The organism is Acidovorax sp. SUPP3334 (assembly GCF_030159055.1).
In the GTDB taxonomy this organism is placed as follows: Bacteria; Pseudomonadota; Gammaproteobacteria; order Burkholderiales; family Burkholderiaceae_C; genus Paracidovorax.
Map to the genome: position 1 here is coordinate 17272 of NZ_BQXQ01000026.1, position 20158 is coordinate 37429.

At 66.1% G+C, this 20158-nt stretch carries 13 protein-coding genes, 1 other RNA gene and 1 pseudogene; 9 read left to right on the forward strand and 6 right to left on the reverse strand.

The window, feature by feature from the left end:
• Positions 1 to 60: 60 nt before the first annotated feature.
• Positions 61 to 318: a type B 50S ribosomal protein L31 gene (locus tag AVHM3334_RS15255; protein WP_092739517.1), complete on the reverse strand. Its 258-nt coding sequence runs from the start codon at positions 316 to 318 to the stop codon at positions 61 to 63.
• Positions 319 to 463: 145 nt separating this feature from the next.
• Between AVHM3334_RS15255 and sbcD the strand changes: the two genes are divergently transcribed.
• Both sbcD and AVHM3334_RS15265 read left to right on the forward strand, forming a co-directional pair.
• Positions 464 to 1684, forward strand: coding sequence for an exonuclease subunit SbcD (gene sbcD / locus AVHM3334_RS15260; RefSeq protein ID WP_284413634.1), 1221 nt, complete (start codon positions 464 to 466; stop codon positions 1682 to 1684).
• Complete coding sequence (locus tag AVHM3334_RS15265; RefSeq protein WP_284413636.1) at positions 1681 to 5136, forward strand: AAA family ATPase; 3456 nt, start codon at positions 1681 to 1683, stop codon at positions 5134 to 5136. Before sbcD ends, AVHM3334_RS15265 begins: the two co-directional genes overlap by 4 nt.
• On the opposite strand, the pseudogene AVHM3334_RS15270 reads toward AVHM3334_RS15265, so the two are convergent.
• The 3 genes and pseudogenes from AVHM3334_RS15270 to trxA all read right to left on the reverse strand — a co-directional run.
• Positions 5100 to 5330, reverse strand: a pseudogene (locus tag AVHM3334_RS15270) (citrate/2-methylcitrate synthase); the annotation flags it as partial. The gene AVHM3334_RS15265 and the pseudogene AVHM3334_RS15270 sit on opposite strands and share 37 nt — an antisense overlap.
• A 123-nt stretch (positions 5331 to 5453) precedes the next feature.
• Positions 5454 to 6716, reverse strand: coding sequence for a transcription termination factor Rho (gene rho / locus AVHM3334_RS15275; RefSeq protein WP_272547856.1), 1263 nt, complete (start codon positions 6714 to 6716; stop codon positions 5454 to 5456).
• Between the two features lie 256 nt (positions 6717 to 6972).
• Positions 6973 to 7305, reverse strand: a complete 333-nt coding sequence (trxA, locus tag AVHM3334_RS15280) for a thioredoxin TrxA (RefSeq protein ID WP_284413638.1) — start codon at positions 7303 to 7305, stop codon at positions 6973 to 6975.
• A gap of 109 nt (positions 7306 to 7414) precedes the next feature.
• Here trxA and AVHM3334_RS15285 point away from each other — a divergent pair, with 109 nt between their 5' ends.
• The 3 genes from AVHM3334_RS15285 to AVHM3334_RS15295 all read left to right on the forward strand — a co-directional run bounded on the left by AVHM3334_RS15285 (position 7415) and on the right by AVHM3334_RS15295 (position 14816).
• A complete protein-coding gene (locus AVHM3334_RS15285; protein WP_284413640.1) occupies positions 7415 to 9985 on the forward strand; it encodes a PD-(D/E)XK nuclease family protein in 2571 nt (856 codons plus the stop codon).
• Positions 9982 to 13383, forward strand: a complete 3402-nt coding sequence (locus AVHM3334_RS15290) for a UvrD-helicase domain-containing protein (RefSeq protein WP_284413641.1) — start codon at positions 9982 to 9984, stop codon at positions 13381 to 13383. Before AVHM3334_RS15285 ends, AVHM3334_RS15290 begins: the two co-directional genes overlap by 4 nt.
• An 83-nt stretch (positions 13384 to 13466) precedes the next feature.
• Positions 13467 to 14816 (forward strand): TIGR03862 family flavoprotein, encoded by a 1350-nt coding sequence (locus AVHM3334_RS15295; protein ID WP_284413643.1) that lies wholly within the window; start codon positions 13467 to 13469, stop codon positions 14814 to 14816.
• Here the strand turns inward: AVHM3334_RS15295 and AVHM3334_RS15300 are convergent.
• A complete protein-coding gene (locus tag AVHM3334_RS15300; protein ID WP_284413645.1) occupies positions 14799 to 16040 on the reverse strand; it encodes a GGDEF domain-containing protein in 1242 nt (413 codons plus the stop codon). The two genes, AVHM3334_RS15295 and AVHM3334_RS15300, sit on opposite strands and share 18 nt — an antisense overlap.
• A 193-nt stretch (positions 16041 to 16233) precedes the next feature.
• An RNA gene (gene ffs / locus AVHM3334_RS15305) (signal recognition particle sRNA small type) lies at positions 16234 to 16330 on the reverse strand.
• Positions 16331 to 16496: 166 nt separating this feature from the next.
• Between ffs and dnaX the strand changes: the two genes are divergently transcribed.
• From dnaX to AVHM3334_RS15325, 4 genes are all read left to right on the forward strand, one after another.
• Positions 16497 to 18494 carry a DNA polymerase III subunit gamma/tau gene (dnaX, locus tag AVHM3334_RS15310; protein ID WP_284413647.1) on the forward strand — a complete coding sequence of 666 codons (1998 nt, stop codon included), beginning with the start codon at positions 16497 to 16499 and terminating at the stop codon, positions 18492 to 18494.
• Between the two features lie 85 nt (positions 18495 to 18579).
• On the forward strand, positions 18580 to 18912 hold the full coding sequence (locus AVHM3334_RS15315) for a YbaB/EbfC family nucleoid-associated protein (RefSeq protein ID WP_092739494.1): 333 nt from the start codon (positions 18580 to 18582) through the stop codon (positions 18910 to 18912).
• 165 nt (positions 18913 to 19077) lie between these two features.
• The gene (gene recR, locus AVHM3334_RS15320; RefSeq protein ID WP_284413650.1) at positions 19078 to 19668 is read left to right on the forward strand and encodes a recombination mediator RecR; all 591 of its coding nucleotides are present in this window, start codon (positions 19078 to 19080) and stop codon (positions 19666 to 19668) included.
• A 64-nt stretch (positions 19669 to 19732) separates the two neighbouring features.
• Positions 19733 to 20137: an MAPEG family protein gene (locus AVHM3334_RS15325; RefSeq protein ID WP_284413652.1), complete on the forward strand. Its 405-nt coding sequence runs from the start codon at positions 19733 to 19735 to the stop codon at positions 20135 to 20137.
• The last annotated feature ends 21 nt before the right edge of the window (positions 20138 to 20158 follow it).

Below are 20158 nucleotides of genomic sequence, written 5' to 3' on the forward strand. Positions count from 1 at the left end.
GCATGCCAGACCGCCTTGCGGCACTGCAGGCCAAAGCCTGCACACACCATTTTCCGCCGATTACTTCGCTGCGGTCTTGCCGAAACGGTTGCGGAACTTCTCCACGCGGCCGCCCATGTTGTCCACAGACTTTTGCGTACCCGTGTAGAAGGGGTGCGATTCGCTGGAGGTGTCCAGCTTGAACAGAGGCAGTTCGCGTCCGTCATCGGTCTTGCCCATTTCCTTCGTGTTCACGCAAGAGCGGGTCACGAACTTGAAACCGTTGGACAGGTCCACGAACAGCACTTCGCGGTAATTGGGGTGAATGCCTTCTCTCATGGCATGGTCCTTTCTGGGGGCTGCTGCGGTAGCCACGCCGCACCCATTGCGTCGCACTTTCCGCGGAAAATTTAGCCTTCGATTATCGCATAGCCATGTCAAAGTGAGACGATCTGCGTTTCCGAACTCTTTCAAAAGCCACGATTTGCGCCTCTTGCACACTTCCGACTGGCATCTGGGCCAGCATTTCATGGGCCAGACCCGCCAAACCGAACACCTTGCCTTCATCGACTGGCTGGCGGAGCAGGTACGCGTGAATGGTATCGACGCCGTCGTCGTGGCTGGCGACATCTTTGATACCGGCGCCCCGCCCAGTTACGCGCGTGAGTTGTACAACCACTGCGTTTTGGCAATGCGCGATGCCGGTACCGAGTTTGTGGTGCTAGGTGGCAATCATGACTCGGTGTCCATGTTGGGCGAAAGCCGCAGCTTGCTGGCGCACCTCAACACGCGGGTGGTTCCCGGCATGGCGGAGCACCCTGAAGACCAGGTGCTGGTGCTCCACACCCGCTCCGGCGTGCCTGGAGCCGTGTTGTGCGCTGTGCCGTTTTTGCGCGCACGGGATCTTTTGCTGAGCCAGCCGGGGCAAAGTGCGGGCGATAAGCAATTGGCGCTGCAGGCATCCATCCGTGCCCATTACCAAGCCTTGCACGCCCTGGCTGTGGAGCGCAGCGCCGCGCTGGGCGGTTTGCCGATCGTGGCAACCGGACACCTGACCACCGTCGGCGCCAGCGCCAGCGAGTCGGTGCGCGAAATCTACGTCGGCTCGTTGGAAGCCTTTCCCACCAATGCCTTTCCACCCGCCGACTACATTGCTCTGGGCCACATTCACCAGCCGCAAAAAGTGGGGGGGCTGGACCACGTGCGCTACAGCGGCTCACCGATACCGCTGAGCTTTGACGAGGCACGCCAGCGCAAGGAAGTGTTGTTGGTCGATTTCGATCTGGCCGGTCTGAAGGCCGTGACGCCTATAGCAGTCCCTCGTTTTCAGCCACTGGCAAGCGTGAAAGGTCGCTTGGCGGAGTTGCCGGCGGCTTTTGCCGAAGCCGCCGCTCATGGAAACGACTCGCGACCGGTGTGGATCGAAGTGGAAGTGGTCCACGACGACTACCTTTCCGACCTGCAGGTGCGCGTTGCCAAGATGGCGGAGGGTTTGCCGATCCAGATCCTGCGCGTGCGCAGGGCCCGAAATGCACTTTCCACCTTGCTGGAGCCCTCTTCCGGCGAAACGCTCGACGAGCTGGGACCCGCAGAGGTCTTTGCCCGGCGGTTGGCTGCCCAGTCGCTTGAGCCTGCAATGGAGGAGCGCCTTTCAGCGTTGTATCGGACCGTCTTGTCCGATCTCCAGGAAAGGCCCGCACCATGAGAATTCTGAGCCTGCGCCTCAAGAATCTGAATTCGCTCAAAGGCGAATGGCGCATTGACTTTACCGCTGCGCCGTTTGCCGGCAACGGCTTGTTCGCGATCACGGGTCCTACGGGGGCGGGCAAGACCACCATCCTTGATGCAATCTGCCTGGCGCTATACCACCAGACGCCACGCATCGCGGGCGTGTCGCAAGGCGGCAATGAGGTCATGACCCGACACACCGCCGAATGCCTGGCCGAAGTGGAGTTCGAAGTCCGCGGGGCCTGCTATCGGGCGTTCTGGAGCCAACGCAGGGCACACGGCAAGGCCAATGGGGCGTTGCAGCAGGTGCAGGTGGAGCTGGTGGCTCAGGTTCACGGCGAAGGCAAGATTTTGACGACCAAGGTGCAGGACAAACTGCGCCAGACCGAGGTGCTGACGGGGCTTAATTTCGAGCGTTTCACCCGGTCCATGCTGCTGGCGCAGGGCGGCTTCGCGGCCTTCCTGGAAGCCAGCGCTGGCAAGCGTGCGGAGTTGCTGGAGGAATTGACCGGGACCGACATCTATGGGCAGATCTCGCAGCGGGTATTCGAAAGCGCCCGCGACGCCCGCACTTTGCTGGAGCAACTGCGTGCCCGTGCCGGAGGAGTGGAGTTGCTGGACGATTCCACGCGCGCCATATTGGCGGACGAGGCTCAGACGCTCGCCTCACAGGTGGAGACCCTGCGAGCACAGCGACAGGCCACCGCCCGGGAGCGTCAATGGCTGGCAGACAAAGACCGGTCCGAGATGCGGCATGGCGAGGCGGCTCGCCATCGGGAGCACGCCCAGGCCGAGTGGAATGCAGTCGCTGAGCAGCGCCAGCGCCTGGCCGCCAGCGAACCCGCAGCACGGCTGCAGCCTGTTTACATGGCATGGAAGTCCGCATTGCATGACGAGGAGGCCGTGGCTCAGCAACGAGAAGAAGCACAGGTTCGGCATGCTCAGGCCGTGGATCGCAGCGCACAGGCGCTTTGCCGGGTGCAGCGGGACAGCCAGCGTCTGGCCCGTTTTCGAGAGTTCGAATGGCAGAACTGCGCAAAGGAACGGGTCGCGCTGGCCCAGGAGCTTGCAGCGGTACCCCAGCATGCCCAGTTGGGGGAACGGTTGAGCGGATGGCGCGAGCAATTCGCTGCCCGGGCGCAACGGCTTCAGTCAATGGCCGAAATTCAGGCGAGCCAAGAAAGACAAAGCATGGAATGGCAGGTGCTGGAGGCACAGCGCTCCAGCCACGAACAAGCATGCCAGCGCGCGGCTGCATCCTTGACGGAGGCGCAAAAAGCGGTGGCGGAGGCCCGTCAGGTGCACGATCGCCTGGCGATGGGCCGCGAAGAATCCGAATGGCGCAACGCCCCATTGCAACTGCTTGAACGCAGCCATGCGTGGGATCGCCTGAGCCAGAGCCTGAGTGCTTGGCAGCAAGCCCAATCGCGCCATGCCCATTGGTTGGCGGCGCAACGGGAGCGGCAACGGCAGCAGGCAGACGAGGCACAGGCCGTGCGGTCGCTGCGCGAGCGTTACGCAAACCTGAACCGGCAAGTGCAGGACCAGGAAAAACTCCTGGCACAGGAGCAGCGCATTCAGGCCCTCGAAGTGCATCGCCGCCATTTGCAGCCGGGCGAGCCCTGTCCGCTGTGCGGATCGACCACCCATCCGGCCATTGAAGCCTATGAGGCGTTGGACGTCTCTGCGACCCAGTCCGCACGGGACATGCTTCGCAAGGAACTCGATGACGTGACCGAGCAGGGACAGGAGCGGCGGTCTCGCCTGGCTGCGCTGCAGGCGCAAAGCGAACAATCTGCGCAGCAGATCGCTGAGAGCGAGGAGGCTTTGGCACAACTGGTGAAGCAATGGCAGGACCATTGTGCAGCCAGCGATTGGCCGTCAGATGCCATGGATGCCCAGGCCGTGGCCGAAGCCCAGGCGCGATGCGCAGCAGAACTGCAAGCGGCTCAGAAACAGTGGGCTGCGCTGGTCCAGGCAAAGACGCGACTCGAAGAGACGCTGTCTGCCCTGCAGCAGGCGGAACAGGCCGATCGTGCGGCGTTGCAGCAATTGGCTTTGTCGGGCAAGGACATGCAGGCTGCGCAGCAGCGGGCGGAAGAACTTGTTCAACACCGCCAGCGGGTGCGAAACCTGCACGCAGAAGCCGAAGCGGCATTGGCCGATCAATTGCAAACCTTGGGGTACGCGCTGCCCGCCGATGGCACGGCGTGGTTGCAGCAGCGTGCCGATGAGCACCGTGCGTGGCAGGCTTTTCAAGCTCGCCTTCAAGCGCTGGCATCCGATGAATCGTCACTGAAGCAGATCGCCGCAATGGCGTGCGAGGTCGCTGAACGCTGGACCGCTCTGGGTGGGGCCGGTACGTCGGTCGAGATCGAGCCTTGGCGGTCAGATGAGTCTGGATCCGGGTCGGAGGCACTTGCACAAGCAGTTGAGCAAGCGGAGGCCTTGTGGCGTGCGGCAGAGAACGAGGTGGCCATGCTGCAAGGCACGATGGAGTCCTTGCAGCGCCGGCATGCAGATGTGCAGACGGCCAAAGCGCAGGCCACGCAAGCCTGGACACAGGCTCTGGCGCTCAGCCCGTTCGCCGATGAGGCCGCTTTCCAGGCGGCTGGCATGGCCGAGCCTGAGCGCGAGACGTTGCGCACGCGGCTGGCGGAACTGCAACAGGCGCTGGCCGAGGCGACAGCCCTGGAAGATGCTGCAAAGGCCGCCCTTGCGGAACTACAGGCCTTGCCACTCACTGAACGCAGTGCGGAGGACCTTGCTGCGTTGATGGCGCAGTCGGAGGCTGAACTCTCTTTGGTGGCACAGCAGCAGGGTGCCATCGCGAGCCGGCTGCAAGACGATGCGCAGCGCCGCGATGGCCTGCAGGCGCTGTTGGCGCAGATCCAGGCTCAGGAAGCCGACCACGACCTGTGGCAACACCTCAACGGCCTGATCGGTTCAGCCGACGGTGCCAAGTACCGGAAGTTCGCCCAGGGCCTCACGCTGGACCATTTGGTGCATCTGGCGAATCGGCAACTGGGGCGGCTGCACGGGCGCTACCGGCTGGGCCGCCGCTCGGCGGGTGAGCTGGAACTGGAGGTGATCGACACCTGGCAGGCCGATGCGGCCCGTGACACCCGAACGTTGTCGGGCGGCGAGAGCTTTCTGGTGAGCCTGGCGCTGGCGTTGGCGCTTTCTGACCTGGTGAGCCACAAGGCTAGCATCGACTCGCTCTTTCTCGACGAAGGATTCGGCACGCTGGATGGCGAAACGCTGGAAACCGCCCTGGATGTGCTGGACACGCTCAATGCCAGCGGAAAGACCATCGGCATCATCAGCCACGTGGAGGCCCTCAAGGAGCGCATCCCCGTGCAGATTCGCGTACACAAGGGCGTGGGCCTGGGCTACAGCGCGCTGGAGCGGCGATTCTCCGTGGGCTGAGCCGGCCGGGGACCGTTGTATGCGGCGCGCGGCCTGATGAGCTGTCCGCTGTCGCGCTGTTCCAGCGCGTGGGCCACCCAGCCGATGGACCGCCCGAGGGCAAAGAGGCCGAAGGCTGCTCCCTCCGGAAGCGCCAGGTGCCGCCGCAGGGAGACCGGCGCGAAATCGATCGAAGGCCGCTGACCGGTCAGCGCTTGCCTGACTGCAGGACGGTGCGACCTTCAGCAAAAAGCCCCGCAGGCCGGATGGCCTGAGGGGCTTTGAGCTAGATGTGCAGCGGCGCGGTGCGGGCTACACCATGCAATCGGCGAAAGGTCTCAACCGCCTCGGCGCATCATGTCGAAGAAGTCCACATTGGTCTTCGTCGCCTTCATGTTCTTGATCATGAGCTCCATCGACTCGATCTCGTCCATGTTGTACATGAACTGGCGCAGGATGCGGGTCTTTTGCAGGATTTCGGGTGGCAGCAGCAGTTCTTCGCGGCGGGTGCCGCTCTTGTTGAGCTCGATGGCCGGGAACACGCGCTTTTCGTACAGGCGGCGGTTCAGGTGGATTTCGCTGTTGCCCGTGCCCTTGAACTCTTCGAAGATCACTTCGTCCATGCGGCTGCCGGTATCGACCAGTGCGGTAGCGATGATGGTCAGCGAGCCGCCTTCTTCCACTTTGCGCGCTGCGCCGAAGAAGCGCTTGGGGCGCTGCAGCGCAGCGGCATCCACACCACCCGAAAGCACCTTGCCGGAGGAGGGCACGACGTTGTTGTAGGCACGGGCCAGGCGCGTGATGGAGTCCAGCAGAATCACCACGTCCTTCTTCAATTCCACCAGGCGCTTGGCGCGCTCGATGACCATTTCAGCCACGTGCACGTGGCGCGCAGCGGGCTCGTCGAAGGTGGAGGCGATGATTTCGCCTTTCACCGTGCGCTGCATTTCGGTCACTTCTTCAGGCCGTTCGTCCACCAGCAGCACCATGAGGTGGACGTCGGGATTGTTGGCGGTGATGGCGTGGGCGATGTGCTGCATCATCATCGTCTTGCCGCTCTTGGGTGGTGCGACGATCAGCGCGCGTTGGCCGCGGCCGATGGGGGCGATGATGTCGATGATGCGGCCGGTGATGTTCTCTTCGCCCTTCATGTCCCGCTCGAGCTTCATCTGCTCCTTGGGGAACAGCGGCGTCAGGTTCTCGAACATCACCTTGTGCTTGTTCTGTTCCGGTGGGCCGCCGTTGACGGCGTCCAGCTTGGTCAGCGCGAAGTAGCGTTCCCCGTCCTTGGGCGTGCGCACTTCGCCTTCGATCATGTCGCCGGTGTGCAGGTTGAAGCGGCGAACCTGGCTCGGCGAGATGTAGATGTCGTCGGTGCTCGCGGTGTAGCTCGTGTCCGGGCTGCGCAGGAAGCCGAAGCCGTCGGGCAGAATTTCCAGCACGCCGTCGGCGAAGACTTGTTCGCCCGCCTTAGCGCGCTTTTTGATGATCGCGAACATCAGCTCTTGCTTGCGCATGCGCCCGGTGTTTTCGATCTCCAGCTCTTCGGCCTGCTTGAGCACTTCGGACACGTGCAGTGCCTTGAGTTCGTTTAAATGCATGGGGTGACTCCTGAACGGAGCGGGTATGAAATCAGGGGAGAGGCCTGAAGCCGGGTGGACGCTGTTTGCGGACCTCGGCGGACCTGGGGATCTGGGACCGGCCGCTTGTGCATGCGGACACGATGATCTGCGGCGATTATGACAGGAAAAAATTCCGTTTTGCCAGGGGCCGCGCAGCCTGAACGCTGCAAGAGGTTACGCGGTGTACGGGATGGCGCGGCGCTGAGAAAGCCGCAGCGGGCGCCATCCTCGGGGATCAGGCGAGTTGCTGGTCGATGAATGCGGTGAGCTGCGTCTTGCTCATCGCACCGACCTTGGTGGCGGCCAGTTGGCCGTCCTTGAAGAGCATGAGTGTCGGAATGCCGCGGATGCCGAACTTGGCGGGTACCTCGCGGTTCTCGTCCACATTCATCTTGGCGACGGTCAGCTTGCCTTGGTACGTGCAGGCGACTTCGTCCAGGATGGGGGCAATCATCTTGCAGGGGCCGCACCATTCGGCCCAGTAATCGACCAACACCGTGGTGCCGGGTTGCAGCACGTCGGTTTCAAAACTGGCGTCGGAAAGGTGTTTGATGAGATCGCTTGCCATGGCACATTCCTTGTTGAAGCAAGTTGGGGTGGGCGGGTCCGGATAAAGTCAGGGGATTGTGACAGAAAGACATTTCCCGCCCCACGGTGTGGCCGCAGCCTCCGATGCTATGACAGTCATAGCGAAAAACGATGTTTCAGGCAGCGTTTGGGGCCCGGTGCTGGATCAGGTGCAAGCCCATATCCAGCGCGTTGGCGCGCACCCCGCCACGGTGGTGGTACTGGTGCCGTACGCCCAGCTCATGGCGCAGGCGCAGCGCGAATGGGCGCGCCGCGTGCCTGAGGGTTTTGCGCCCCGTTTCGAAACGACGCGGAACTGGGCGAGCCGCATTGCGCCGTTCGTGCCCGAAGGCGACGATCTCTCGCACGACATGGCGCGCGACACGCTCACCGCCCGGGCACTGCTCGACCGCGCAGGGTTGGCCGAGCAGCGCGACGCACTCGCGACGCCCTTGCTCGAAGCCGCAGCGCAGTTGTCCGGCGTGGTCTGCGCCGTGCCGCCGTCCGAGCGCGAAGGCTGGGCGAGCAACGCGCGTGAATTGATGCCGCCCGCTGGCGACGGCGCCCCGCTGCGCTATGAAGCCGCGGTGGCGCGCATCGCCCTCGAATGGGTGCTGGCTTCTCGCCATGCGACGGACGTGCTGTTCGAACCGGGTGTGCGCAGGGCGGTGGATGCGCTCGTGGTGCTCGGCGGTTTCCAATCCGATCCGCTGGCGCAAACGCTGTGCGCCCGGTGGGGCGACCGTTCCCTGTCGCTGGCGCTCGGTGCTGCGCATTCATTAGGAGCCATGGTCCCTCGGGGCCAGGTGTTCCTGCATGCCGCGGCCGACGCCGAGGACGAAGCCCAGCGCGCGGCTGCCTGCGTCTTGCATCGCCTGGGGCAGGGCCACGCACCGCTGGCCCTGGCCGCGATCGACCGCGCGCTCACCCGGCGCATCAGCGCACTGTTGCTCGGGCGCGGGGTGGCCGTGCATGACGAGAACGGCTGGACCCTGTCCACCACCCGGGCTGCCTCCCGGGTGATGGCGGCGTTGCGCGCATGCGCCTGGAACGCATCGGCCGACGCGGTGCTGGACTGGCTCAAGCACGCACCCGCCGCCGACCCGTCGGCCGTGGGTGCCGCCGAGAAATGGCTGCGCAAAGCCGGCATGGGCCAATGGATGGCCGTGCAGGAGCGCAGCGATGCCATGCCGCCTGCGCTGGAGGCCGTTCAGGCGCTGGTGGAGCAGGCGCAGGCATGGCGCGCTCCCTTGCAGGCGGCGCGCCCGCTGCCCGGGTGGATTTCCGCTGTGCGTGAACTGTTGCGTGCCACCGGGCAGTGGGATGCCCTGGTAGGCGATGCCGCCGGCGAGCGCGTGCTGGCCGAGTTGCGGCTGCACGATGGTTTGCCCTCCGATCTGGAGGCGCTGGAGAGCGCGGGCCGGCGCATGTCGCTGGTGGAGTTCACCCGCTGGGTGAACGAGGTGCTCGAGGCCGCCCGCTACCGCCCTGACCATGATGGCAGCGCGTCGGTGTTCGTCGTGCCGCTGCCGCAGATACTGGCGCGCCCCTTCGCCACCCTGGTCGTTCCGGGTTGCGATGAAAAGCGCCTGCAGCCCGCGCCGGAGCCTCCCGGCGCCTGGACCCGCGCACAGCGCGAAGGTCTGGGCTTGCCCACCCGCGAGGCGCTGGAAACCGCACTTCGCGACGCATGGGGCAGCGCCTTGCACACGGCCTATGTGGACGTTCTCTGGCGCAGTGGTGACGACGGTGGCGAGCCCCTGCTCGCCAGTCCGTTGGTCCTTGCGCTGCATTTGGACGGCCTGGCGCAGGACGGCGCCGACCCGCGCGGCCTGCGCGAGGTGCCGCTCACCCCGGTGCCCCGGCCCATGCCCACGGGCGAGGCATTGCCAGTGCTGCAACTGTCCTCCACCGCTTACTCTGATCTGCGCCATTGCCCCTACCGGTTCTTCGCGCTGCGCCAACTGGGTCTGCAGGAAGCCGACGAACTGGGGGCCGAGGTGGGCAAGCGGGACTTCGGCAATTGGCTGCATGCCGTGCTACAGCGCTTTCACGAAGCCCTGCAGGCCGAGCCGACCGAGGGCATGCCGGAGCGCCGCGCCCTCATGGACGCGGCCGCCGAAGCCGTCACGCGATCGCAGCGGCTGGAGGCCGGCGAGTTTCTGCCGTTCGCCTCCGGCTGGCCGGCCCTGCGCGATGGCTACCTTCGCTGGCTGCGGGAGCACGAGGGGCAGGGCGCTACTTTTCGGCAGGCCGAGGTGCGCTCGGCACAGCCGCTAGGGCCGCTCAAGCTGGTGGGGCTGCTGGACCGCATCGATGCCGTGCGCGCCGAGGTGCCTGGCGAGGAGCCCACCGTTTTGGTGATCGATTACAAGACCGAGAGCGAGGCCGTCACGCGCAAGCGCCTTGCCGCCGGAACCGAGGACACGCAACTGGCGTTCTACGCCGCACTGCTGCACCACGACCATTTGCGAGCGGCCTATGTCAATGTGGGCGAACGCGGCGAGACGCGCACTTTCGAGCAAACCGACGTCGTGGCCCTGCGCGATCAATTGGTAGAGGGCATCCTGCACGACTTCGAGCGCATTGCCGGCGGTGCGGCCCTGCCTGCGCTGGGCGAGGGCGCGGTGTGCGACTACTGCGCTGCGCGCGGGCTGTGCCGCAAGGACTTCTGGTCATGATGCAGCAGAGTGCCGCCTACGAACACAATGGCCGTCCCGTCACGCGCGAGGCGTTCTATGCCATCGCCTGCGACCCCGACCGCAACGTGGCGGTGGAGGCTTGCGCGGGCGCCGGCAAGACCTGGATGCTGGTCTCGCGCATGCTGCGGGCGTTGCTCGACGGCTGCGCGCCGCATGAGATTCTGGCGATCACGTTCACGCGCAAGGCGGCCGGCGAGATGCGCCAGCGCCTGCAGGAGTGGCTTGAAGCGTTCGCGCAGGCCGAGCCCGAACTGTTGGCCCAGGAGCTGATTGCGCGTGGAATCCCGGCCGAGCGCGCTCTGGACAAGCGCGAGGTGCTACAAAAACTGTACCGCTCCATGCTCGAATCCGGCCGGCCGGTGCAGATCCGTACCTTCCACAGCTGGTTCGCCGCGCTGCTGGGCACCGCGCCGCTGGCCGTGCTGCATGCACGCGGCCTGCCGGGAAACTACGAATTGCTGGAAGACGACGCCGAGGCCGTGCGGCAGTTGTGGCCGGCTTTCCTGCAGCAGGTCGCCGACGACGCCGCGCTGCATGCCGACTACCTCGCGGCCGTGGCCTCGCACGGGCGCTCGCAAACGCACAAGGCCCTGGGCGCGGCGCTGTCCAAACGCATCGAATTCGAGTTGGCCGATGCCGCTGGCGTGGTCGATGCGTCGGTCGCGCCGTTCCAGGATTTGTTCCAGGACCTGCAAGGCTTGGCCACTCCGGCCCATGCGCTGCAAGGCTCTGCCGCGCGGTTGCGCTGGCTGGCCCGCGCGAGTGCCTTGGGCACCGAATCCAACAAGACCCCGCAAAAAGCAGCCGACGCGGTCGTCGATGCCTTCGCGTGCGAAGACCTGCCAGAGCGCCTGGAGCGTCTGCGCCGCGCCTTCTTCGTGGCCAAGGAAGACCGGCTCAGCAAAAACCTCGAAAAGTTCGCCGTGGCGCAGGAGGCCGAGGCCGAACTGCAGCGCCTGTGCCAGGCGCGCCGCCAGCACGAGGCATGGGACTACCACCAGCGCATGGCCCGGCTCACGCGAGCGCTGGTGGCCGCCTATGCCGCGCTCAAGCGCGACCGCGGCTGGGTGGACATGAACGATGTCGAGCGCACGGCGCTGGTGATGCTGTCCGATCCGGTGCTGAGCGGCTGGGTGCAGGAGCGGCTGGACGCCCGTGTCCGGCATCTGCTGGTGGACGAGTTCCAGGACACCAATCCGCTGCAGTGGCAGGCGCTGCATGCCTGGCTTTCGGGCTACGTCGGCGCGGGTGGCGGGCGGGCGCCCAGCGTGTTCATCGTGGGCGATCCCAAGCAGAGCATCTACCGCTTTCGCCGGGCCGAGCCGCAGGTGTTCCTGGCTGCCCAGGCTTTCGTGCGCGAGGGCCTGGGTGGCGATTTGCTCAGCTGCGACCACACTCGCCGCAATGCCACCGGCGTGATCGCAGCGGTGAACCAGGTCATGCAGACCGCGCAGGCCCAGGGCGAGTACGCGGGTTTTCGGGACCACACCACCGAGTCGTCCGATCCGGGCATGCTGCTGCGCCTGCCCGCGATCACGGCTCCCGAAGACAGCGGTGGAGCCGCTGCCGACCCGCTGGCGTGGCGCGACAGCCTCACGCAGCCGCGCCACGAGCCCGAGGAAACCCTGCGCATGCGCGAATGCACCCAGGCCGCCCGATGGGTGGCCGAGCGCATCGCTGCGGGCGTGGCGCCGCGCGAGGTGCTGGTGCTGGCCCGCAAGCGAGACCGCCTGGCCGCCATGCAGGATGCGCTGCGAGAACTGCACCTGCCTTGCGTGCAGCCTGAAAAAGCCGAATTGGCCGAGGCGCCCGAAGTGCAGGACGTGATCGCGCTGCTGGACGCCCTCGTATCCCCCGGCCACGACCTGTCGCTGGCCCGCGCGCTGCGCTCGCCGCTGTTCGGGGTGGGAGACGACGTGCTGGTACGGCTGGCACTGTGGCGCCAGCAACCCGAGAACCGCGAAAGCAGTTGGCTTGATTTGCTATTAAAAAGTGAGCATAATGCCGGCGATTTAATTGCGCTGGGGGCCGATTTGGCTCTGTATAAAGGCTGGTTCGATGCGCTCCCGCCACACGATGCGCTACAAGCCCTCTACACCCACCGCGATGTGCTGGCCCGCTATGCCGGCGCCGCGCCACCCACGCAGCGCGCCAGCGTGCTGGCCAATCTGCGCGCGCTGCTGTCGGCCGCGCTGCAGATCGACGGTGGCCGCTATCTCACTCCTTATGCCTTCGTGCGCGCCATGAAACGCTCGGGCCAGCGGGCCCCGGGGCGGGTGGACGCGCAGGCCGTGCGCCTGCTCACCGTGCACGGCGCCAAGGGCCTCGAAGCGCACAGCGTGCTGCTGCTGGACACCGACACCCGGCCGCAAAAGGCCGAAACGATGGGTGTGCTCGTGGATTGGCCTGGGGAAGAGCCGCTGCCGCGCAGCTTCGTGTTCCTGGCCAGCGAGAGCGCGCCGCCGCCCAGCGCGGTGGACATGCTCGCGGCCGAACAGGCAGAGCGCCAGCGCGAAGAGCTGAATACCTTGTACGTGGCCATGACTCGCGCCAAACATTGCCTGGCCATCTCTTCGGTACAGCCATCGGCATCCGCTCCGGGCAGTTGGTGGAACCGTCTGGCGCCGCTGCTGGAGGACGTGCCCGAAGCGCCGGGCGCCGATCCTGACGAGGTGGAACAAGCGCTCCTGGCGACGGCAGAGGACCGCGCCGTGCTGTCCGAGCTGCCCACTTGGTCCCCGCCGCAAAAGCCCGAGCCCGATGGCCCGGCGGCGCTTGCCGTGGCGCGATCCACCCCGTTGTCGCGCCAGGGGGAGGCCATGCACCAGTTGCTGGAGCAGGCTGGAATGGCGCAAGCCGGCGAGGCCCTGCGCGACGCGGAATGGACGGCGTTGCGGCTGGGTCGGCTGGCGGGCGATTTCGACCTGCCGCCCGAATCGGCAGCCTGCGCTGCGGAGATGGCGCGGACCATCCTGAGCGGCGAGGGCGCCTGGGCCTGGGACGCTGCGTGTGTCGATCGCGCAGTGAACGAGGCCACCATCGTCCATGCCGGGCAGACGCTTCGCATCGACCGCCTGGTACGCCGCACCAGCCCTGTCGAGTCGCCGACCTGGTGGGTGCTGGATTACAAAAGCGCCGCGGACCCTGAACGCCGTCCGCAACTGAGGGCCCAGTTGCTGCGCTACCGCGACGCCGTTCTGACCCAGATGTCGGGTCACGGGGTGCGTGCGGCTTTCCTGACCGGAGACGGGCGGATGGTGGAAGTAGGAAGCGAGACGCCTGCACCTGCACCTGAAAATGTCGCTCCGCCCATTCCCGTGGCGATGTCTGCCCCTGCACCGCCACCGCCGGGCCCGGTCCAAGGCGATCTGTTTTGACGGCTCGACGGCCACGGATTTCAATATCCGCGCCCGCCGCGCCGCTCTGCCCGTGTTTTTCCGATTAGACGCAAAGGTTGAAGATGACTGTTTCCGAATCGCCCACCCCGGCATTGGCCTGTGATGTCGCCGTGATCGGTGGGGGCCCTGCCGGGCTGATGGCTGCCGAGGCGGTGGCCGGCAGCGGCTTGGCGGTGCATGTGTTCGACGCCATGCCGTCCGTGGGCCGCAAATTCCTGCTGGCCGGCAAAGGCGGCCTCAACCTCACGCACTCCGAGCCATTCGAGCCGTTCGCCGGGCGGTTCGGCGAGCGCCGGGCAGCCATAGAGCCCCTGCTGCAGTCGTTCGGTGCGGATGCGGTGCGCGCGTGGGCTCAGGGGCTGGGTGTCGATACGTTCGTCGGCACTTCGGGCCGCGTGTTTCCGTCCGACATGAAAGCCGCGCCGCTGCTGCGGTCATGGCTGCACCGGCTGCGCGGGCAGGGCGTGCGGTTTCACATGCGACACCGGTGGCTCGGCTGGGGCGAGCCGGTCGCCGGGGCCATGTCGCTGGGTTTTGCCAGCCCTGCGGGCCTGGTGCCGGTGCACGCCCGGGCCGTGGTGCTGTCCTTGGGGGGCGGCAGCTGGGCCCGCTTGGGTTCCGATGGCGCCTGGGTGCCGCTGCTGGCCGAGCGGGGCGTGCCCGTCGCGCCGCTGCGGCCGGCGAACTGCGGTTTCGATGTCGTGCGCGCAGGCGCCTCGGCGGTCGAGACGCGGCGGGAGTTTCTGCGGGAACTGATCGGCCGGGGGCCGGACTCCGCAGGCTGGACGCCGCATTTCACGGAGCGCTTTGCCGGGCAACCCTTCAAATCGGTCGCGCTGCATTTTTCCGACAGCCAGGGGCGTTCGTTCAGCCGCCGGGGCGAGTTCGTCGCCACGGCCAGCGGAGTGGAAGGCAGCCTCATCTATGCCGTCTCCAGCCTGCTGCGCGACGAGATCGAAGCGCACGGCCACGCTACCTTCACACTCGACCTGCTGCCGGACCACACACCCGAGCGCGTGCTCAAAGAGGTGCGCCATCCGCGCGGTGCCCGCAGCCTCAGCAGCCACCTCAAGAGCCGGCTGGGGCTGGACGGCATCAAGATGGGCATTCTTTACGAACAGCTGGGCAAGGATGGCCTCGGCGACGCGGCGGCACTGGCCCAGGCCATCAAGGCATTGCCCATCACGGTGGGTGCCACCCGGCCGCTGGACGAAGCCATCAGCACGGCTGGCGGCGTGCCTTTCGAAGCAATGGACGAGCACCTCATGCTGAAGGCCGTTCCGGGTGTTTTCTGCGCGGGCGAAATGCTGGACTGGGAGGCGCCCACCGGTGGCTACCTGATGACCGCGTGCATGGCCAGCGGCGTGGCCGCGGCCGAAGGCGCCAAGACCTGGCTACAGCGGGGAGGTTGAGCGCGACCGCTGGCGGCGAGGGCGCTGATCCGGCGCGGGGTCGGCCGTGCTGCCCTGCGGTCCCGAGTGCATGCAAAAGCGGTTCTTGCCTTCGCGCTTGGCATGGTAGAGCGCCAAGTCGGCGCGCCGCATCAGGTCGGAGGTGGTGCAGGCAGCCTCGCCCCGGGTCAGCCCGGCGCTGATCGAAAGGCGGCGGCCGCTGAAAGCAGGGTGCTCGGGCGGCACCGCGTACAGCGTGTTCACGGCGGCAACGAGTGCCTGGGCCAGTTCGCGGGCTTCAGCCAGGGTGGCGCCTTCGATCACCACCCCGAACTCTTCGCCCCCGAGCCGGCCGCAGAGATGCCGGCCTGCATGCCGCTTCAGCATCGCGGCCACTTCTTTCAGGACCACATCGCCCTGGTCGTGCCCGAACTGGTCGTTGATCGACTTGAAGTCATCGATGTCGATCATCAGAAAGTACAGCCCGTCGATGCGCCCCGCATCCTGCAGCCCCTGCAGGTGCTTGAGCAGGCTGCGGCGGTTGGCCAGGCCCGTCAGCGCGTCTTGATACGCCAGGGTTTCCAACTCCAGTTGCTGCCGGTAGCTTTCTTCCCGCAGGCGGGAGATGGCCATGTTCAAGAAGAAGCCGAGCAGCGAAGACATCGTGACCAGCAGCAGGATCCAGATGGGATCGTGCGCCACGGACATCTGCTGAAAATTACCGTGCCCGAAAGCAAACCAGATGACCGCGATGGAGGCCAGGTAGTGCCACACCGTGATGAACATGTAAGCGACCAGCAGCGTGAACGCCACGCCCAGCGCCACGCACCAATAGACGCCTGCCGGGCTGGGTGCCGACAGCAGCCAGAAACCGTGTGCCAGCAAGCCCGTGGCCGGCAGCGCCGCCGTGACCACCCGTCCTGGCGTGCTCGCGAACATCGAAGCCGTGATGCAGCAGACGAAGGCGATTGCCAGCAAGGCGAACAGGATGTTGTCGTAGCGGTAGGCCGGATCGGCCAGGTACCAGGCCATTGCCCAGCCGGTGCCCCCGAAGGCCAGCACGGAGGCGTTCACGCGCCGCATGCTGCGGAAGGTGCGCAGGTCCAAGGGCTGCGCACCTTGGACGCCCTGGCGCGAGATGGCGGAGGTGCCGGCTGCCCGGTGGGCAGGAGCGAGGCCGCCCTGCCCAGAGGACAAGCCTGCCGCAGTCGACCCGGCGGCTCCCTGCGCGCGAACATCTGCCATACCAGGACCCTTGCTTGGCAAAAGAACCCAATGTAACCCAGCCGTTTCAGTGCAGGGGCATTTGAAAATGCGGCAAGCCTCTGCTCGGCCGTACGGGCTGCAAGATGCGTTGGCAGGGGCTTGGGGAAAAGCGCGGATCGAGCGATCCGGCGGGGGAGGCACCATGCTTTGAAAAGCATGGCAGAAAGAAGAAGTTGACGAGCCTTACCCCCGGCACTGACTCTACAGTTAGGGCTGCTTGGTTCCCCACCTGACCCGGTTGGCTGCTTCACCATGCGGGGAGGCCCGTCACCGGCGATTGTAGGCGATAAAACTTTGGTGGCCTTCCACCCAGACCCTGCCGGCCGTGCTGATGTTTGCAGCATGGCCCGGCAACCCAGGCGTGCCGGTGCGTTGCGGGGATTCGGTAACCCGGCGGGCCGGTGAGGCCGGCGCACCCACATAGAATCACCCCCCATGTCCTACCTCGTGCTTGCCCGCAAATACCGTCCCAAGACCTTCTCGGAGATGGTGGGCCAGGAGCATGTGGTGCAGGCGCTGTCCAATGCGCTGACGCAGCAGCGGCTGCACCATGCTTATCTTTTCACCGGCACGCGCGGCGTTGGCAAGACGACGGTGTCGCGCATTCTCGCCAAGTCGCTCAACTGCCAGGGCCCGGACGGGCAGGGCGGCATCACCGCCACGCCCTGCGGCGTGTGCCAGGCCTGCACCGACATCGACAGTGGCCGTTTCGTCGACTACACCGAGCTGGACGCCGCTTCCAACCGCGGGGTGGACGAAGTGCAGGGCCTGCTGGAGCAGGCCGTGTACAAGCCGGTGCAGGGGCGCTTCAAGGTCTTCATGATCGATGAAGTGCATATGCTCACCAATACGGCCTTCAACGCCATGCTGAAGACGCTGGAAGAGCCGCCCGAATACCTCAAGTTCGTGCTGGCCACGACCGATCCGCAGAAGGTGCCTGTCACGGTGCTCTCGCGCTGCCTGCAGTTCAACCTGCGCCCGATGGCGCCGGAGACGGTGCTGGACCATCTCGGGCGCGTCCTTGCCCAGGAGAACGTGCCGGCCGAGCCCCAGGCGCTGCGCCTGCTGTCGCGCGCGGCCCGGGGGTCGATGCGCGATGCGCTGTCGCTCACCGACCAGGCCATCGCCTTCGGCAGCGGCCAGCTGCAGGAAGCCGGTGTGCGCCAGATGCTGGGCAGCGTGGACCGCTCGTATGTGTTTCGCCTGATCGAAGCGCTGGCGCAGGGCGACGGGCGCACGGTGGTGGAAACGTCCGATACCCTGCGTTTGAACGGCCTGTCGGCCGCCTCCACGCTGGAGGAGATGAGCGCCGTGCTCCAGCGCATGGCCGTGATGCAGGCCGTGCCGAACATGGCGCAGGCGCTGGACGCCAGCGACCCTGAGGCGGCTGAAATCGCCCGCCTGGCCGCGCAGATGCCTGCGGACGAAACCCAGTTGCTATACAGCATCTGCCTGCATGGCCGCGCCGAACTGGGCCTGGCGCCCGACGAATATGCCGCGCTGACGATGGCGCTCTTGCGCCTGCTGGCCTTCAAGCCGTCGGACAGTGCAGCGGCTTCGGCCCCTTCGGCTGAAAAAAAAACTCTGACGCCGGTTGATCCTGCACCGGCCCATCGTCCGGCGCCGGCTCCGGCTCCGGCGGTAGCCGCCGCAGCGTCTTTCGAGACACGCCCGCAGGAGGCCGTTGCCGCTTCGCTGCCTGCCGACGCCAACCATGAGGCCGGCGTGGATGGCGATCCCGCATTCGTACCTGCCTCTGCCCCTGCCGGCATGCCGTCGCAGGCCAGCCCGCAAGCGCCGCCCGCGCCAGCCGAGGGCGGGCCGTCGGCGCCCGCTGCCGTACATCTGCCTGTCCGTGCGCCCGCCGACATGCGCCGCACGCCCACCGCGGCACCTGCCGCTTCGCAGGCACCATCTGCCAGGCCTGTCCAGCCCGCACCGTCACCCGAATACATGGCGATTCCCGTGCGTGTGGCACCGGAACCCGGTGCACGCCTGCAACCGCTTCCCGCCACCGGCAACACCCCTGCCGCTGCCCGCTACACGGCGACCGAAGAGGGCGATGTGTGGCACGCCACGGTGCAGCAACTGGTAGCGGCCGAAGCCATTTCGGCGCTGGTGCGCGAATTGGCGCTGCAGTCCCAACTCGTCGCTCGCGATGCCGGGCACTGGCTGCTGCGGGTGGAGCGCGAATCGCTCAACCAGCCCGTGGCGCGCGAGCGCCTTCGGGCGGCGCTGGAGGCTGCCGGCCATGCGAAGCAGATCAGCGTGGAGCTGGGCGTGGTCATCGACAGCCCGGCCCGGCGCAATGCGGCGGCGGCGGCGGAACGCCAGCGCGTGGCCGAAGAGATCGTGCACAACGACCCGTACGTACAGGCGCTGGTGCGGGATTTCGGCGCCAAAATCGTGCCGGGCAGCATCAAGCCGGCGTGACGGCGTTGCCAGCCGGCCGAATCGCTATTCACTATTCTTTCGTTCCAGTCTCTCCTCTCATTCCCATCAGAAAAGGAAACGCACCATGTTCAACAAGGGACAACTCGCCGGCCTCATGAAGCAGGCCCAGGCCATGCAGGACAACCTGAAGAAGGCCCAGGACGAACTCGGCAACATCGAAGTGGAAGGCGAATCCGGCGCCGGCCTGGTCAAGGTCCTCATGACTTGCAAGCATGACGTGAAGCGCGTGACCATCGACCCCAGTCTGCTGGCCGACGACAAAGAGATGCTGGAAGACCTGGTGGCTGCCGCCTTCAATGCGGCCGTGCGCAAGGCCGAAGAAACCTCGCAGGAAAAGATGGGCAAGCTGACCTCCGGCATGCCTGGCCTGCCCCCGGGCATGAAGTTTCCTTTCTGAAGACCTTCAGCGTTCGCCATCGCATTCGCCGGCCACTGCCGGCCACGCTGCGCTCTGCGGGGCGTGGATGGTGCGGGGCTGGTGAACCGCTGGCTCCATCGGTGTGCGGCGCACACCGTTCTTTCGTTCTCTGAACCCTCTCGTTTTCCATCGCCCTTTCGCTCCATGTCCGATACCAACTCCCTCGATGCCCTGGTCCAGGCTTTGCGCCGCCTGCCGGGCGTGGGCGTGAAGTCGGCGCAGCGCATGGCGTTTCATCTGCTGCAGCACGACCGGGAAGGGGCCGAACTGCTCTCGCGTGCGTTGCACGAGGCGACGGTGTCGGTGCACCACTGCGAACGCTGCCACACCTTCACCGAAGCGGCGGTGTGCGATACCTGCCTGGACCCGGCGCGCGATGCCTCGCGCCTGGCGGTGGTGGAAACGCCTGCCGACCAGTCGGCGCTGGAACGCACTGGGGCTTTTCGCGGGCTGTATTTCGTGCTGATGGGGCGCCTGTCGCCGCTCGACGGTGTGGGCCCGAAAGAAATCGGGCTGAAAAAGCTCATGGAGCGCGCCTCCGACGGCGTGGTGCAGGAGGTGATCCTGGCCACGAACTTCACGGCTGAGGGCGAGGCCACGGCCTATGTCATCAGCGAGGCGCTCAAGAGCCGCGGCGTGCACGTGACCCGGCTGGCCCGGGGCGTGCCCGTCGGCAGCGAACTGGAATACGTGGACCTGGGCACGATCGCGCACGCGCTGGTCGATCGCCGGTAGCACTATGAAATTGATAGCTGCCAGCGATTGACCTGATTGCGCTGGAGCACGAAAAGGCTTGAAGATGAATTCTCTGCATGTGGCGCACTTCACGGTGGCCTACTGGTGCGTGCTGCTGATGGCGCTGCTGCCCACGGTGTGCGCATTGATCGGCAAGCGCGGCAGCTTTCGCCCGTCCGACAACCATGATCCCCGTGGGTGGCAGAACAAGCAGACCGACTGGCGCGCCCGCGCCATCGCCGCGCAGTCCAACACGTTCGAGTCCTTGCCGTTTTTCATCGGCGCGGTGGTCATCGCGCACCAGTTGGGGGCCGCGCAGGCGCTGCTGGACATTCTGGCGTTCGTCTTCGTGATGCTGCGCGTGTTCTACGTGATGATGTACATCTCCGACCTGCCCACCGCGCGCAGCGCCGTGTGGTTTGCCGCCATGGTGGTCAACACCGCCATTTTGTTCATCGGCTACCGCTGACCCGGCTCGGGCCACCCGCTT

What these genes read in the sequence shown, in the direction of transcription:
- AVHM3334_RS15295 (WP_284413643.1), top strand. Translation starts at nt 13,467, where the DNA reads ATGACTGTTTCCGAATCGCCCACCCCGGCATTGGCCTGTGATGTCGCC.
- recR (WP_284413650.1), top strand. Translation starts at nt 19,078, where the DNA reads ATGTCCGATACCAACTCCCTCGATGCCCTGGTCCAGGCTTTGCGCCGC.
- rho (WP_272547856.1), bottom strand. Translation starts at nt 6,716, where the DNA reads ATGCATTTAAACGAACTCAAGGCACTGCACGTGTCCGAAGTGCTCAAG.
- dnaX (WP_284413647.1), top strand. Translation starts at nt 16,497, where the DNA reads ATGTCCTACCTCGTGCTTGCCCGCAAATACCGTCCCAAGACCTTCTCG.
- AVHM3334_RS15255 (WP_092739517.1), bottom strand. Translation starts at nt 318, where the DNA reads ATGAGAGAAGGCATTCACCCCAATTACCGCGAAGTGCTGTTCGTGGAC.
- trxA (WP_284413638.1), bottom strand. Translation starts at nt 7,305, where the DNA reads ATGGCAAGCGATCTCATCAAACACCTTTCCGACGCCAGTTTTGAAACC.
- AVHM3334_RS15290 (WP_284413641.1), top strand. Translation starts at nt 9,982, where the DNA reads ATGATGCAGCAGAGTGCCGCCTACGAACACAATGGCCGTCCCGTCACG.
- AVHM3334_RS15325 (WP_284413652.1), top strand. Translation starts at nt 19,733, where the DNA reads ATGAATTCTCTGCATGTGGCGCACTTCACGGTGGCCTACTGGTGCGTG.
- AVHM3334_RS15315 (WP_092739494.1), top strand. Translation starts at nt 18,580, where the DNA reads ATGTTCAACAAGGGACAACTCGCCGGCCTCATGAAGCAGGCCCAGGCC.
- AVHM3334_RS15285 (WP_284413640.1), top strand. Translation starts at nt 7,415, where the DNA reads ATGACAGTCATAGCGAAAAACGATGTTTCAGGCAGCGTTTGGGGCCCG.
- AVHM3334_RS15300 (WP_284413645.1), bottom strand. Translation starts at nt 16,040, where the DNA reads ATGGCAGATGTTCGCGCGCAGGGAGCCGCCGGGTCGACTGCGGCAGGC.
- AVHM3334_RS15265 (WP_284413636.1), top strand. Translation starts at nt 1,681, where the DNA reads ATGAGAATTCTGAGCCTGCGCCTCAAGAATCTGAATTCGCTCAAAGGC.